The 14,665-nt window shown below is 46.1% G+C and carries 15 protein-coding genes and 1 riboswitch; of the genes, 11 read left to right on the top strand and 4 right to left on the bottom strand.

The window, feature by feature from the left end:
• The first annotated feature begins 61 nt into the window (after positions 1 to 61).
• From ACLD71_RS04050 to thiH, 9 genes are all read left to right on the top strand, one after another.
• The gene (locus ACLD71_RS04050; RefSeq protein WP_411993134.1) at positions 62 to 973 is read left to right on the top strand and encodes a 1,4-dihydroxy-2-naphthoate polyprenyltransferase; all 912 of its coding nucleotides are present in this window, start codon (positions 62 to 64) and stop codon (positions 971 to 973) included.
• 118 nt (positions 974 to 1,091) lie between these two features.
• Positions 1,092 to 2,279: an outer membrane beta-barrel protein gene (locus ACLD71_RS04045; protein WP_137674103.1), complete on the top strand. Its 1,188-nt coding sequence runs from the start codon at positions 1,092 to 1,094 to the stop codon at positions 2,277 to 2,279.
• Between the two features lie 13 nt (positions 2,280 to 2,292).
• Entirely contained in the window at positions 2,293 to 2,835 is a 543-nt protein-coding gene (locus ACLD71_RS04040; RefSeq protein ID WP_411993132.1) for a polysaccharide biosynthesis/export family protein, read from the top strand.
• Positions 2,836 to 2,963: 128 nt separating this feature from the next.
• A riboswitch (TPP riboswitch) is annotated at positions 2,964 to 3,079 on the top strand.
• 102 nt (positions 3,080 to 3,181) lie between these two features.
• Entirely contained in the window at positions 3,182 to 5,119 is a 1,938-nt protein-coding gene (gene thiC, locus ACLD71_RS04035; protein WP_411993130.1) for a phosphomethylpyrimidine synthase ThiC, read from the top strand.
• The gene (thiE, locus tag ACLD71_RS04030; RefSeq protein ID WP_411993129.1) at positions 5,109 to 6,647 is read left to right on the top strand and encodes a thiamine phosphate synthase; all 1,539 of its coding nucleotides are present in this window, start codon (positions 5,109 to 5,111) and stop codon (positions 6,645 to 6,647) included. Before thiC ends, thiE begins: the two co-directional genes overlap by 11 nt.
• A gap of 15 nt (positions 6,648 to 6,662) precedes the next feature.
• Complete coding sequence (locus ACLD71_RS04025; RefSeq protein WP_411993127.1) at positions 6,663 to 7,451, top strand: HesA/MoeB/ThiF family protein; 789 nt, start codon at positions 6,663 to 6,665, stop codon at positions 7,449 to 7,451.
• Positions 7,448 to 7,651: a sulfur carrier protein ThiS gene (gene thiS, locus ACLD71_RS04020; RefSeq protein WP_411993125.1), complete on the top strand. Its 204-nt coding sequence runs from the start codon at positions 7,448 to 7,450 to the stop codon at positions 7,649 to 7,651. Before ACLD71_RS04025 ends, thiS begins: the two co-directional genes overlap by 4 nt.
• A gap of 12 nt (positions 7,652 to 7,663) precedes the next feature.
• Positions 7,664 to 8,431 carry a thiazole synthase gene (locus ACLD71_RS04015; RefSeq protein ID WP_411993123.1) on the top strand — a complete coding sequence of 256 codons (768 nt, stop codon included), beginning with the start codon at positions 7,664 to 7,666 and terminating at the stop codon, positions 8,429 to 8,431.
• Positions 8,432 to 8,443: 12 nt separating this feature from the next.
• Positions 8,444 to 9,556, top strand: coding sequence for a 2-iminoacetate synthase ThiH (thiH, locus tag ACLD71_RS04010; RefSeq protein ID WP_137674096.1), 1,113 nt, complete (start codon positions 8,444 to 8,446; stop codon positions 9,554 to 9,556).
• A gap of 3 nt (positions 9,557 to 9,559) precedes the next feature.
• Here the strand turns inward: thiH and ACLD71_RS04005 are convergent, their stop codons facing one another.
• On the bottom strand, positions 9,560 to 10,048 hold the full coding sequence (locus ACLD71_RS04005; protein ID WP_411993121.1) for a substrate-binding periplasmic protein: 489 nt from the start codon (positions 10,046 to 10,048) through the stop codon (positions 9,560 to 9,562).
• A 377-nt stretch (positions 10,049 to 10,425) separates the two neighbouring features.
• On the opposite strand from ACLD71_RS04005, the gene ACLD71_RS04000 reads away from it, so the two are divergent.
• Complete coding sequence (locus ACLD71_RS04000; RefSeq protein WP_201798756.1) at positions 10,426 to 10,962, top strand: RimK/LysX family protein; 537 nt, start codon at positions 10,426 to 10,428, stop codon at positions 10,960 to 10,962.
• Positions 10,963 to 10,968: 6 nt separating this feature from the next.
• On the opposite strand, the gene ACLD71_RS03995 is transcribed toward ACLD71_RS04000, so the two are convergent.
• Positions 10,969 to 11,811 carry a DNA ligase gene (locus tag ACLD71_RS03995; protein ID WP_411993119.1) on the bottom strand — a complete coding sequence of 281 codons (843 nt, stop codon included), beginning with the start codon at positions 11,809 to 11,811 and terminating at the stop codon, positions 10,969 to 10,971.
• A gap of 117 nt (positions 11,812 to 11,928) precedes the next feature.
• Here ACLD71_RS03995 and ACLD71_RS03990 point away from each other — a divergent pair, with 117 nt between their 5' ends.
• Positions 11,929 to 12,240 carry a GFA family protein gene (locus ACLD71_RS03990; protein WP_411993117.1) on the top strand — a complete coding sequence of 104 codons (312 nt, stop codon included), beginning with the start codon at positions 11,929 to 11,931 and terminating at the stop codon, positions 12,238 to 12,240.
• Positions 12,241 to 12,295: 55 nt separating this feature from the next.
• Here the strand turns inward: ACLD71_RS03990 and xylA are convergent, their stop codons facing one another.
• On the bottom strand, positions 12,296 to 13,618 hold the full coding sequence (gene xylA / locus ACLD71_RS03985) for a xylose isomerase (protein ID WP_411993115.1): 1,323 nt from the start codon (positions 13,616 to 13,618) through the stop codon (positions 12,296 to 12,298).
• A 291-nt stretch (positions 13,619 to 13,909) separates the two neighbouring features.
• Positions 13,910 to 14,644, bottom strand: a complete 735-nt coding sequence (locus ACLD71_RS03980; RefSeq protein WP_411993113.1) for a hypothetical protein — start codon at positions 14,642 to 14,644, stop codon at positions 13,910 to 13,912.
• Between the last annotated feature and the right edge of the window lie 21 nt (positions 14,645 to 14,665).

The following is a 14,665-nucleotide window of genomic DNA, read 5'->3' as shown; positions in this document are numbered from 1 at the left end:
CATAGTCAGATTTGGCTCAGCCTTGATGCTGAGCAATAATAGACGCTAAGTTCTTATATTAATGTTGAATATTACTTTGAAATCATGGCTTCATGCGGCGCGTTTACGGACCCTTCCCTTGGCAAGTGCGTCGATTATTTTAGGTTCTGCGCTGGCGTTTTCGCAGCAGCAATTTAGTGCGGCTGTACTTGGCTTGGCACTGGTCACCGCTTTGTTACTGCAAATTCTATCTAACTTGGCCAATGATTATGGCGATGCCGTAAAAGGGCTAGATGATGATTCTCGGGTGGGGCCAAAGCGAGCAATTCAAGCGGGTTTGCTCACTAAGCAGCAAATGCTACGCGCCATTGTGGTTGTGGCGCTGCTGTCGATAGGCAGTGGTTTAGCCCTGTTAGCCGTTAGTTTGGGTGCTAACTTACAAGCTTGGTTAGGCTTTATTAGCTTGGGAGGCTTAGCCATTGTGGCGGCAATGGCTTATACCATGGGGGCAAGGCCTTACGGTTATCGAGGCTTTGGTGACATTAGTGTATTTCTGTTCTTTGGTTTATTAGGTGTATTGGGCTGTTATTACCTACACACTCAATCGATCAATCTTGCGGTAGTATTGGTGGCCACTGCTAACGGATTACTGGCCACGGCAGTGCTCAATATTAATAACCTACGAGATTTTAAACCAGATCAGCAAGCGGGGAAGTTGACTTTAGCTGTACGTTTAGGGGAAACCAAAGCCCGTTATTATCATTTGCTGTTGGTATTTTCTGCCTTGTTGTTGCTGGCTGTCTTTGTGGCTTGGCAGGCGCCTAGCAGTTTAGCGTGGTTATTTGCATTGCCGGGCTTAGCCTTAGTAAAGGTAGCCAACACCGTGTTTACTCATTACCAGCATCACATTCTCGATCAACAGCTGCAGGCTACCGCTAAGCTGAGCTTTGTGGTGGCGCTATTATTTAGCATCGGTTTGCAGATCCAATTTTAAGGCTTATTACTCCAAGATACATCATATTCACACTTATTCAGCACTTGGCTTACAAAAAGCATTGAGCCTAGTCCTCTGCCTTTGCTAAGGTAGCCTTATATGTTTTGGAGGATTATTGATGCGCAAGATAGGGATCATCTTGCTGCCAACCCTAGCAATTGCAGGCCAAAGTTTGGCCGCCATGCAACCTGCTAAGTGGTATAGTGCAGACGGAGTAGGTGTTGTACCCAGCGTAGAAGTTTTGGGTTTATACGACAGCAACCTAACCAACAGTAATAAAGATCAAATATCGTCTTGGGGAACCATTGTATCTCCGGCGATTGCTGCCATTTCTGAACAAGATAAAAGTGCTTATTATGCCGCTTACCGACTGGTATGGGGTGAGTACTTTGATAGCTCAGAAGATAACTTTGTAGACCATCATTTACGGTTAAATGGTCAATGGGATTTCTCGGCGCGGCATCGTGCAGATTTACGTTACGATTTTCGTCGTAATCACGAACAACGTGGTGAGGGGATCTCTTCTGGTTTAGGCAACGCGATTGACGAACCGGTGCAATACAACTTGCATTGGTTACATGGTTTGTACGGGTATGGCGTAAAAAGTGCCACTGCTCAGTTGGAGTTTGAGGCAAATGCTCGTCGGTTAGATTATCAAAACTTTCGAGAAACCACTCAGTATCGCGACCGTAATTTGCTTGACGGTAGCGCTCGGTTCTTTTACCGAGTATCGTCGGCCACACGTTTGCTGGCAGAACTTAAAGCGGCGCAAAGCGATTACAAAACCACCGAAGCGAATACCGCTAATCGTGACTTTAACGACCTACTTGCCTACGCTGGTGGCGATTGGGCTGTAACAGGTAAAACCAAAGGTCGGGTTAAAGTAGGTTGGCAGCAACGCCAGTTTAAAGAAGGTGAACGCGAGGACTTTAGTGATTTAAGTTGGTCGATAGCGGCCGATTGGTCACCTCGTAGTTATTCAACCTTTAGTTTGGAAGGCGGACGTCAAGCCAAAGCGCCAGAGCAAGATGGCGATGTGATCGACAATACCAATATCAATTTGGATTGGGAACACTATTGGCAAGAACGCCTTGCTACTTACTTTACCGTGGCTTACGACAATAATGATTATGTTGGTATTACTCGCCAAGATAAAATCTACGAAGGTAGAATTGGCGTGAGTTATCAATTTCGTCGCTGGCTAGAAATTTCTCTGTGGCAGCTATGGAGAGATAAAGATTCTACGCTTGAGGCCGTTACCTATGATAAGCAAGTAACCAGTCTTAAATTGAGACTGAGCTTATAGCCAAGGGAATACCATGCAAAAACTCATAGTACGCGTTCAGAACTGGCTTTATATGCTAGCCAGCGTGCTATGTTTTTCTGCCTCAGTCGATGCAAATGACGATTACCGCTTAGCTGCGGGAGATAGTTTTAGGGTGAGCGTATATGGTGAACCAGAGCTAAATATGGAAACGCGTTTAGCCAACGACGGCTTTATTCGCTATCCCTTTCTGGGTGAGATTGAAGTCCGTGGGCTCACCGTTAACCAATTGCAATTACACATTCAAAATGGCTTAAAAGGTGATTACTTGGTGGACCCAATGGTACAAGTAACCATGGTGGAATACCGGCCATTTTTCATTAACGGCGAAGTTGCTCGCCCTGGTGCTTACCCCTATCAGCCAGGTTTAACCGTGAATCGTGCAATAACTCTGGCGGGTGGTTTTACCGAGCGTGCTGGGAAAAGTAAAATTACCATTCAAGCTGAAAAGGCTAGCCCAGAACAACGCCAAAGAGTCAGCTTGGAAGACAAAGTCTCGGCAGGCGACGTGCTCAATATCCCACAGAGTTTCTTCTAAGTTATTCAATCAATTACCGCTTATGTTGTGTTAGCTATTTGTTAGTAGCTTTTTAATAAAACAGCGAATTTCGTTATTGCCTTTCTTGATATCGCTATTGTGGTTTGGTTTTTTCAGCCCTATACTCGGCTCTCTTGTCGGAGTGCCGAAAGGCTGAGACCACTTGTAGCGTTGCTACTGTTGTGTGGGATCCGTATAACTTGATCAGGATAATGCCTGCGCAGGGAACAAGATGAGTAACCGCTTCCTTCTGTTATTTTAGGTGTATTAGACACTGTTTAACACTGGGTTACTTTTCCTACATCCGACAAGCCTCATTCTTAAATTTTTTATTTAGAGGCCAGTCATGTCAAGACGCGAAACTCGAGCTGCAGCAGAACAATATATTAATAATCTGCAAGGCCAACCTTTTCCAAATTCAGAAAAAATCTATGTTCAGGGAAGTCGTGACGATATCCAAGTAGCGATGCGCCAAATTAACTTGGCCGATAGCTTGGTTGGCGGCACCAAAACCGAACCAAAACTTGAGCCAAATGAGCCAGTACGTGTTTACGATACCTCTGGTATCTACACCGATGAAAATGCTGAATTAGACGTACATAAAGGCCTGCCACAATTGCGCAAAGCCTGGATTGAAGAGCGTGGCGATACTGAAGAACTCACCGGTCTGAGTTCTAACTTCTCCCAGCAGCGTTTAGCTGATGAAGGCTTAGAGCATATCCGCTTTGAAAGCTTACCCACCCCACGTAAAGCCAAATTGGGTAAAACAGTGACCCAGCTGCATTACGCTCGCCAAGGCATTGTTACGCCAGAAATGGAATACATTGCTATCCGTGAAAACATGGGCCGCGATAAAATTCGTAAAGACTTATTAGCAGAACAGCAAAAAGGTCACTCGTTTGGAGCGTCATTACCAGAACACATCACTGGCGAGTTTGTGCGTGACGAAGTGGCCCGTGGCCGCGCGATCATCCCTTCTAACATTAACCACGCAGAAGCCGAACCGATGATTATTGGCCGTAACTTCTTGGTTAAAGTAAATGCCAATATTGGTAACTCGGCAGTGACCTCTTCAATTGAGGAAGAAGTTGAAAAACTGGTATGGGCCAGTCGTTGGGGCGCCGATACCGTGATGGATTTATCCACTGGTCGTTATATTCACGAAACCCGTGAATGGGTCATTCGTAACTCACCAGTGCCAATTGGTACCGTACCGATTTACCAAGCTTTGGAGAAAGTAAACGGCGTTGCTGAAGACCTGACTTGGGAAGTGTACCGCGATACGTTAATCGAACAAGCCGAACAGGGGGTGGACTACTTCACCATTCATGCCGGTGTATTGCTGCGTTACGTGCCAATGACCGCCAAGCGTGTTACTGGCATTGTTTCTCGCGGTGGCTCGATCATGGCCAAGTGGTGTTTAGCCCATCATAAAGAAAGTTTTTTGTATGAGCGATTCCGTGAGATTTGTGAAATTTGTGCCGCTTACGATGTATCACTTTCTTTAGGCGATGGTATGCGTCCTGGCTCGATTGCTGACGCCAACGACGAAGCTCAATTTGCCGAGTTAGAAACCTTAGGTGAGCTAACGAAAGTAGCTTGGGAATACGATGTTCAAGTGATCATTGAAGGCCCTGGCCATGTGCCAATGCAATTGATTAAAGAGAACATGGAAAAGCAGTTAGAAGAGTGTCATGAAGCACCGTTCTATACGCTTGGCCCACTCATTACCGATATTTCTCCCGGCTATGACCACTTCTCATCAGGCATTGGTGCCGCGATGATCGGTTGGTTTGGTTGTGCCATGTTGTGTTACGTAACCCCTAAAGAACACTTAGGTTTACCAAACAAAGAAGACGTAAAACAAGGCATGATTACCTACAAAATTGCTGCTCATGCTGCTGATTTGGCCAAAGGCCATGCTGGCGCGCAAATTCGTGATAACGCCATGAGCAAGGCACGTTTTGAATTCCGTTGGGAAGACCAATTTAACTTAGCCTTAGACCCAGACACCGCTCGCGCTTACCACGACGAAGCCTTACCGCAAGAATCGGCTAAAGTCGCGCATTTCTGTTCAATGTGTGGGCCTAAGTTCTGCTCAATGAAAATTTCGCAAGAGGTACGCGATTACGCCAACGAGCTAGAAGTTAAGCTACTTGACGAGCCTTTGGCTGACTTAGGCTTTGTTGCCGACGGTATGGCAGAAAAATCGGCTGAATTCAGAGACAAAGGTGCCGAGATTTACCACTCGCCACTACGTGCTGAGACCAGCGATGAAGTCTAAGTTGCCTTTAAGCGACAACTTGCGCCCGCAAATTTGGACTATCGCGGGTAGCGACAGTTGTGCGGGAGCAGGCTTACAAGCTGATTTGCTAACGGCACACGACTTTCAAGTAGAGTGTGCTACGGCGGTGACCGCGATTACTGCGCAAAACATCGAAGGGGTGACGGCTATTCAGCCCTCATCGCCTGAGTTGTTAGCCGCGCAGTTAGATGCTTTAGCGGCCACTAACCCTGCCAAAGTGATTAAAATTGGCATGTTAGGCAGTGCCGAGTTGGTAAGAGTAGTGGCCGATAAACTGGCCACTTACAAAGCCACTTGGGCTGAGCCGCCCTTGGTGGTGTGTGATCCGGTATTGGTGGCTAGTTCTGGCGCGAGCCTAGCTTTAGACGATCTAATGCAAGCCTTGCCTGCGTTGTTGGCGCAAACCGATGTACTTACACCTAACGCCACCGAGCTTGCTAGCTTAAGTGATATTGAGTTAAACAGCGTTTCTGCCTTAAAACAGGCCTGTGCTAAGTTACTGAAACAGGGTGTAAAAGCGGTATGGGCGAAGGGCGGACATTTAGCGTTAACGCCAAATATTGCCTTAGACTACTTTAGCGATGGCCAGCGAGAAATCGTCTTGTCGAGCCAGATGATTGATGCGCCACATACCCATGGTACTGGCTGTACGCTTGCTTCCGCTTTAGCGTCTGCTTTAGCGCATGACTTTGCTATGGAAGATGCCTTGGTATTAGCCAAAGCTTATGTTTATCAAGGTTTAAAACAAGTGGTGGGTAGAGGTAACTTAGCCCACCTTGGTTGGCCAACTTTGCGTGAGCATTTTCCTCGAGTGGAGTCGGCGCAAACTGCCCTAGGACAGCAGTTTGGCCTTAGCGAGTCTTGGCCGGAAGCAGTTCCGTTTGCACCTTGCGGTACCACTAAGTTGGGTGTTTACCCTGTGGTAGACAGTGTGGAGTGGATAGAGCGCTTGCTTAATATGGGCGTTAAAACCCTGCAGTTAAGAATCAAAGATAAAACCGATGCCGACGTAGAAGCCGATGTTATTCGTGCTATCGAACTTGGCCATCAGCATCAAGCGCGTTTGTTTATTAATGACTATTGGCAGCTTGCGGTAAAACATGGCGCTTATGGCGTGCACTTAGGCCAAGAAGATTTAGAAGTGGCCAATTTGCAGAACATTGCGGCAGCCGGTTTACGTTTAGGCATTAGTACCCATGGTTATTTTGAATTGCTACGTGCTAGCCAGCTGCAACCAAGTTATATTGCACTTGGACACATTTTCCCTACTACTACCAAGGACATGCCGTCTAAGCCACAAGGTTTGGCGAAGTTAAGTCGCTACGCCGATTTAATGCACGATTATCCTTTGGTAGCGATTGGCGGTATTGATTTAGTTCGCGCTAAACAAGTCTGGCAATGTGGTGTGGGCAGTGTGGCCGTGGTAAGAGCCATAACTGAAGCCGCTGATCCAGCTGCTGCGGTCGCCGAGCTTGAAGCCATTGTGAATCAATCAGCAGCCAATTAGCGAGTAAGCCAAACCATGAGCCAATACCAGCACAGTGACCAAGCCTTAAGTGACGATGAATGTTTGCGTTATAGCCGTCATTTATTATTAAAAGATCTTGGTGAGGCTGGGCAGCTAAAGCTGAAACATGCGCAAGTATTGGTGATTGGTATGGGCGGTTTAGGCGCACCGGCTAGCTTGTACTTAGCCGCGGCTGGCATTGGCCGATTGGTATTGGCTGATTTTGATGAGGTCGATAGCTCTAATCTTCAGCGCCAAGTGCTATATCGCGAAGATGATATTAAACAACCGAAGGTTGAGTCGGCCAAGCAGCATTTACAGGCATTGAATTCAAATATTCAAATTCGCAGCGTAAATCGAAAAATGGACGCCATGTTGCTGGCGATGGAAGTGGCTCAAGCCGATGTGGTACTGGATTGCAGCGATAACATTGCTACGCGTTACGCAGTAAACCAAGCCTGTATTGAGGCTAAGGTTCCGCTAGTAAGTGGGGCAGCGGTTGCCTTTGATGGTCAGTTGATGGTGTTTGATTTTCGCAAAGCTGAACAAGGCTGCTATCACTGCTTGTTTCCTAACGCCAGTGAGCAGCAGCTGAACTGCAGCAATGCCGGCATTCTGGGGCCTGTGGTTGGTACCATTGGTAGCTTGCAGGCCTTGGAAACCATTAAGCTAATTACTGATATTCCATCGGCACAAGTAGGGCGATTTTCCAGCTTTGATGCCCACAGTCTTGAGTGGTTTCACTTAAGCGTAAATGCCGACGCTAATTGCCCTGTTTGTAGTAATCAAAGAGACAAATCATGATAACGATAGAATTTAACGGTGAAACTACCGAGCTCACCGCAGCGCTTAACATTGAGCAGCTACTTGCCCATCAACACCAAGATCCTCAAGGGATTGCAGTGGTGCTAAACGGCAATATTGTGACCCGTAGCGAATGGGCAAATACCTTATTAAATGACCACGCTAAAGTACGAGTATTTCGCGCCATTGCTGGCGGATAAGAGAGAAACCTTGTGTTAAAGATTGCAGATAAAAGTTTTACCAGCCGGCTATTCACCGGTACTGGCAAGTTTGCGACGCCTGAGTTGATGAGCCAAAGCATTCAAGCCAGTGGCAGCCAATTGGTTACCATGGCGATGAAGCGTGTAGATGCGCAAGATCAGCAAGACGATATTCTGGCCCCCTTAATAAAGGCCGGAGTGAATTTACTGCCTAACACCTCGGGTGCCCGTAATGCCGAAGAAGCGATTTTTGCTGCTAATCTAGCGCGAGAAGCGCTTGGCACAAATTGGCTTAAGTTGGAGATTCACCCCGATCCTAAATACTTAATGCCCGATCCTATTGAAACACTAGCTGCCGCAGAAAAACTGGTAGAACAGGGCTTTGTAGTGTTGCCTTATGTACACGCAGACCCGGTATTGTGTAAGCGCTTAGAAGATGTGGGCTGTGCGGCCGTAATGCCATTAGGCGCGCCTATTGGCACCAACAAAGGCCTGCGTAGTCGTGACTTCTTAGAGATTATTATTGAGCAAGCTAATGTGCCAGTGGTGGTTGATGCCGGCATTGGAGCGCCCTCAGATGCGGCTTTAGCTATGGAGCTAGGTGCTGATGCCGTGTTAGTGAATACTGCCATGGCGGTGGCCAAAGACCCCGTTGCAATGGCGAAAGCTTTCGCTCAAGCCGTAGAAGCGGGACGCAGTGCTTACCTAGCTGGTTTGGGCGCTGAGCTTCGCCACGCCGAGGCATCTAGTCCTTTAACTGCCTTTTTAGATACCTTGTAAATAGAGAATATCATGAGTTTTGCCGAGCAATTAGCCCAATACGATAGCGCAGCCGTTCATCTAAATATTAACAGTAAAACCGTTGCTGATGTAGAGCGTGCGCTGGCGAAAGATAAGCTGGATTTAGATGACTTTCAGGCGCTTATTTCCCCTGCGGCAGAGGGTTATTTGGAACAAATGGCCCAGCGTAGCATGCGTTTAACCCAGCAACGTTTTGGTAAAACTCAACAATTCTATATACCGCTTTATTTAAGCAATATGTGCAGCAATGTATGTGATTATTGCGGCTTCTCTATGGGTAACAAAATTCGTCGAGTTACCTTAGATATGGTGGAGCTAGACTCCGAGCTGGATGCCATAAAACAACTGGGCTTTGACCATATTCTGCTGGTGACCGGCGAGTCTGAGCGCAAAGTGGGGATGGAGTATTTTCGCCAAGTATTGCCTAAGATTAAAGCGCGTTTCTCGCATGTATCGATGGAAGTTCAACCCTTAGATGAGGCTGATTACGCGGAGTTGATTAGCTTAGGTTTAGATGCCGTTATGGTCTATCAAGAAACCTACAATCGTCGCCGTTATGCCGAGGTTCATCCAAAAGGTAAAAAGCGTGATTTTGATTACCGCTTGGCTACGCCCGAGCGTTTGGGTGATGCTGGCATTCGTAAAATGGGCATTGGCGCACTCATTGGTTTGGATGAATGGCGCAGTGATTGTTTCTATGTTGCAGCGCATTTGCAGTATTTAGAGCGTAAATATTGGAAGAGTAAGTTTTCTATTTCATTCCCGCGTCTGCGCCCATGTGAAGGTGGTTTTCAGCCTAAATCGGTAATGAGCGACAAACAATTGGTGCAGTTGATTTGTGCTTACCGTTTGTTTAACCCCGATGTAGAGTTATCACTCTCTACTCGGGAATCTGAACATTTCCGCAACCACGCCATCCCATTGGGCATTACTAGCATGAGTGCCTTTTCGAGTACCCAGCCGGGGGGCTATGCCGATACCAGTGAGAAAGCCTTAGAGCAGTTTGAAATTAGCGATGAGCGTCGTCCTGAAGTGGTGGCCGATGCGGTTAAGCAAGCTGGCTATCAGGTTGTATGGAAAGACTGGGATCGAGTACTCGGCTAGTACTCATTGTAAATATTTAGCTTCCAGTTTAGCTAAAGCATCTTGCTCGAGCAGCTGCTTTAGCTGTTTATCAAACTTCAGCACAAATTCTTGGTCTACTTGTTGTTTACTAAAAGCCAAATATACCGGTACTTGACCTAAGGCTGGCTCTATCAGTTTTAGACCGTTCGGCTGACCATCTTGCGCTGCCACTAATAATGCTTGGCGGCTATCGGTCGCTATCATATCCAAACGACCGCGTAACAGCGATTTTACCAAACCCTCTACGCTATTGTGTTTCTCTACGTCGAAAGTGTGTTTGGCTAAAGCTTGGTCAAAAGGAGGCGAAATACGCGCATTGCGCACTTTACCAATGCGGTAATCATCTAACTCAGCAAAGTCACCAGAGAAAGTGTCTGTTGGCCAAGCGTTTAAGGTAATCAGGTGTTGGTCTAAGAGTAGAAAGGCAGTATCTGGGTAATAAAAGAATGCTTCTCTATCGGCAGTGCGCATGGTGGGAATAAGCCCTTGGCTTTGATGGCTTTTTACCTTGGCGAACGCTCTGGCCCAGTTACTAATGTGAAAGTCTGCATCTGCATTGAGCTGCTGAAAACTTTGTTCAATAAGCTATACAATGATCCCCTCTGCTTTCCCTAGTCATTAACCATAATGTAAGGCGGAAAAACAAAGCTTTGTATTTCAACTGTTTTAGCATGACATAGTGTGCTGCTAACAATTAATAGGAAAACTACCAGCGGTTTCATCTGTTTCTTCATCCTTGAGCCTAACTCAAATTATAGAGAATCGTGCTATGGTATGCGATCTGAAGCGGCAGTCATTATGTAATTAATGGGCTGTTTGCCTTAACTAACAGAATAAAGAGGTGTGAAGTGTTAAAGAATTTACTGTTAGCAGTAGTATTAGTCATCACTTATACAAGCAGTGCAATGGCTGAAAAGCTAACCGTGGGTGCCGCAGAGCATGTGCGTATTGTAGAGGCAAACCTTACGTTTTTAACGCGAATCGATACGGGTGCAGCAAGTACCTCAATGCATGCGGAAAACATGACGGTATTAGATGGCGAAAACATTAATCCAGACGACTACAGTGAAGCGGAACAAAAATCGATAGTGCGCCCTCTTATGCGTAAAAATATTGGCAAGTATTTGCAATTTACCACCGAGAATGAAGGTGGCGAGAAGCACCAAGGCAAAGCCTTGATTACCGACGTAGCCGCGGTACGTAACTCTCAAGGCTTAGAAATTCGCTATAAAGTTGCCTTAGCTGTGGAATGGCAAGGCCGCGCTAAAACCGTAGATGTAAACCTAAGAGACCGCAGTAAAATGCACTATAAGCTACTAATCGGCCGCAACTGGTTAGAGGGCGATTACTTGGTAGATGTAGAGAGAAACAAACATTTAAAGTAATAAAGCCTATAAGGTTTGATGTACTCGTACAAAGCGGGCAAAGCGGGGCTTGCCGTGCTCAGTTAAGCCGTTGTAACGATACTCTACTAAGCTGCCAATAGGTGGTGGATTTGAGCGTAACTGGTCGCTTAAACCACTGCCTATTTTAAATCTTCTACCTTGTTGATCCTGCACCACTAACGCGCCCAATTTACCACTGTACTTGCCTTTCCCACCACTATAAGCCACGACCTCGGCTTCAGCATCTTGATAGCTTTTATATTTAATTAAGGCGTTGCTACGGCTGGGTATATACATAGATTCGGGGTCGCGCAGCATGAGTCCTTCGCCGCCTTCGGCGCTAATTTTTGCTAGTTCTTGTTCCAGTTTTGGTCGCCCAGGGTAAGCACGATAACTTGGTACCGTCATAAAGGCGCTGGTGCTGCTTAAGGTTTGTAACTGGCGGTAACGCTGTTGGTAAGGGCCGGGGTAATTTGGTAAATCAAACACCACAAAGCGCACATCTTGCCATTGTTCTACACGAGAGTTTTTCTGCTTAACCAAGCTTACTAAGGCGCTAAACTGCCCTCGGCCCAACCAGAGTTCGCCGTCTACAGCCACATTCGGCAGTTGTTGTGCAATGGATTCTGGGAGCCCAATAACGTGGCCATTGCGGCTGAGTAGCTGCTTACCATCCCAGTAGGCTCGTACTCCATCATATTTCTCACATACCCAATAGCGCTGCAGATCTAAGCCTTGTTGGTAGTCTGTGGCTAAAATAAGTTGTGGTGGCTGTTGCTGGGCAAGCCCCTCATTAGCGCAGGCTAAAAACAAGCAAACGCTGAGCTTGGCGCTGAGTGAACGATCCATGTTCTACTCCGTAGTGAGTTAATTGTTATTAATGGTAGTGCAAATGCCTATTGCTCGCTAGCTATAATCACCTTTAGCAGTACTTTATTAGCAACAAACTTACTTAAGGCGAATACAATGAGTAAACAATATCAAGGAAGTTGTCACTGCGGCGCTGTGAAATTTAGCCTAAGCACAAACTTAGACTCCGCCGTGCGCTGCAATTGCAGTTTATGCGAACGTAAAGGCATTGTGATGGTAACTGCAGAGGATGATAGCTTTCGTTTATTACAGGGCGAACAAGACTTAACGCTCTATAAATGGAATACCAAAGTAGCGAACCACTATTTTTGCAAACACTGTGGTATTTATACCTTCCACAATCCACGTACCGCACCTGAATTAACTCGGGTTAATGGTGCTGGGTTATCCAGTGAAAAACAGCCATAAAAAAGCCGACGCTAAGCGTCGGCAACATTGGTACTTATAAGGAAAATACTATGTTTTACTTACTGAAAATATGTTTGTTAACAATATTTTCTAGTTCTTCTTGGCGACCAGATACATGTTTAGGGTCAATGTTGTCTGCAATTGCTTGAGTGGCTAAAGACTCTAGGCTGTAATCGCCAGTCATGATTGCTTTACCTAAGTCACCGCTCCAACCAGCGTAACGCTCAGCAACAACGCTGCTGATGTCTTGGCTTTCTAACAAGCTTGCTGCTTTCTCAAGTGCTAATGCACAAGTGTCCATGCCGCCAATGTGGCCGTGGAAGAAGTCAGCTGGATCAATACTTTGACGACGTAATTTAGTATCAAACATCAAACCACCAGTAGTGAAACCACCAGAACGTAAGATGTCGTACATTACCGGCGTCCACTCTTCAACACTGTTAGGGAATTGGTCTGTATCCCAACCTAGTTGTGCATCGCCACGGTTGGCGTCAATAGAGCCAAATAAGCCTAGTGAGATTGCAGTAGCAATTTCGTGATGGAAAGAGTGACCCGCTAAAGTTGCGTGGTTAACTTCAATGTTTACTTTCACTTCGTCTTCTAGACCAAATTGCTTCAAGAAGCCGTAAACAGTGGCTGTGTCGTAATCGTATTGGTGCTTAGTAGGCTCAGCTGGCTTAGGCTCAATTAAGATGGTGCCAGTGAAGCCAATTTTGTGTTTGTGCTCTACAACCATTTGGAACAAGCGACCTAACTGCTCGCGCTCTTGGCGTAAATCAGTATTAAGTAGTGTTTCGTAACCTTCACGGCCGCCCCACAATACGTAGTTTTCACCACCTAGCATTTTGGTTGCGTTCATTGCGGTGAAGATTTGGCTCGCAGCGTAAGCAAATACTTCTGGGTTAGGGTTAGAGCCAGCGCCAGACATGTAACGTGCATTTGAGAATGCGTTGGCTGTGCCCCATAAAAGCTTCATGCCGGTTTCGTCTTGCTTCTGAGCAAGTACGTCCATCATCACCTTCATGTTTTCTGCGTACTCTTTAATAGAGTTGCCTTGTGGCGCTACGTCAACATCGTGGAATGAGTAGAAAGGGGTACCAACTTTTGAGAAGAAATCGAAAGCAACATCGGCCTTCATTTTCGCCATTTCAAGTGCGTTACCTGGTTTTTGCCAAGGGCGGTCAAAGGTGCCAGCACCAAAGATATCAAAACCGTCCCAGCAGAAGTTATGCCAGTAACATGCACCAAAACGTAAGTGCTCTTCCATGGTTTTACCCAGGATCACTTTTTTAGCATCGTAATGACGAAATGCTAGCGGGTTAGTGGACTCTGGTCCTTCATAAGCGATTTTTTCAAACTGGTCAAAATATTGAGCCATTGGAACTACTCCTAAAAAGAATTCGGTTTCATTGGAGAACCAATCTCCATCTGTGAGCTTATTGTTAGCCCTAGCGGCCTTTCCCTCAATTATGAAAAATGCGGTCTTTTTTCAGCTATTTACTTTTCGTGCGCTATCTCGCGTTTTATATGAATCTTTTTTAGGATATTTCAACGATTGGGTCATAACATTGGCGAAATGTGAAATTTCATAATGCCATCTATTGGTGGCAATGGTGCCGGTGTATCGATTTTTAGCGATCAAAGGTGAATTGATGAAGGGGTTTGCGGGTTAAGGTTCTCGAATTAGGCTCGGTAAGGTGTAAGAGCTGTCGAGGTAGGTTTTTTGTACCACATCAATGGCACTATTTAAGCGCTGCATAAAGCCAGGGTGTTGCTCTAGATAAGCTTTAGAGATGTAAATACCAAAGGGGGCGGAACGTTGCACTACTTCAATGTATTCCCCCCTCACAAGGTTGGGATGCACTTCGCTACTTTTGAATACGTCGGCCGACATAAAGGCAGCATCTATCCGTTCTAAATCAAACAGCATAATGGCCAGTTTAGCTACGTTGCTTTGTTTGCCTACCACATGGTAATGGTGGGTGTTTAGCCATCGTAAGGTGTTTGTACCTTCTATAGAGGCGACTTTTGCATCGCTTTTAAACTTGCGTGAATAAGGGTTTAGGTAACGGTCGTAACGGAAAAACCAGCTCCAGTTATTGTATAAAACAGATTTTGAGAACACCGCTACGCTATCACGTTGACTGTTTTGAGAGGCAAAGAAGAAGCCGTCGGCCTCGCCATATTGCACTTCACTTAAGGCGCGCTTGTAGTTGGGCACTTGCTTGGTGCTGTAACCCTGCTGCAATTGCTGCATTATTTTCTCTACAAGAAAATTGCCCGCCGCCAAAGGCTGTTGCTGTTTCGTATACGGTGGAAAATGCGGATAAACCAAGCGCAGATCTTCGGCAAGGGCCGAATAACTAAAAAGAAAGGCAACAGCAACTAGTCTTATCAGCAACATTGAACCCAAATGGACAAATCA

The sequence above is a fragment of the Agarivorans sp. DSG3-1 genome, assembly GCF_046774965.1.
Lineage (GTDB): Bacteria > Pseudomonadota > Gammaproteobacteria > Enterobacterales > Celerinatantimonadaceae > Agarivorans.
The sequence above is the reverse complement of the archived record's forward strand: the minus strand, read 5'-3'. Positions and strand labels throughout refer to the sequence as shown.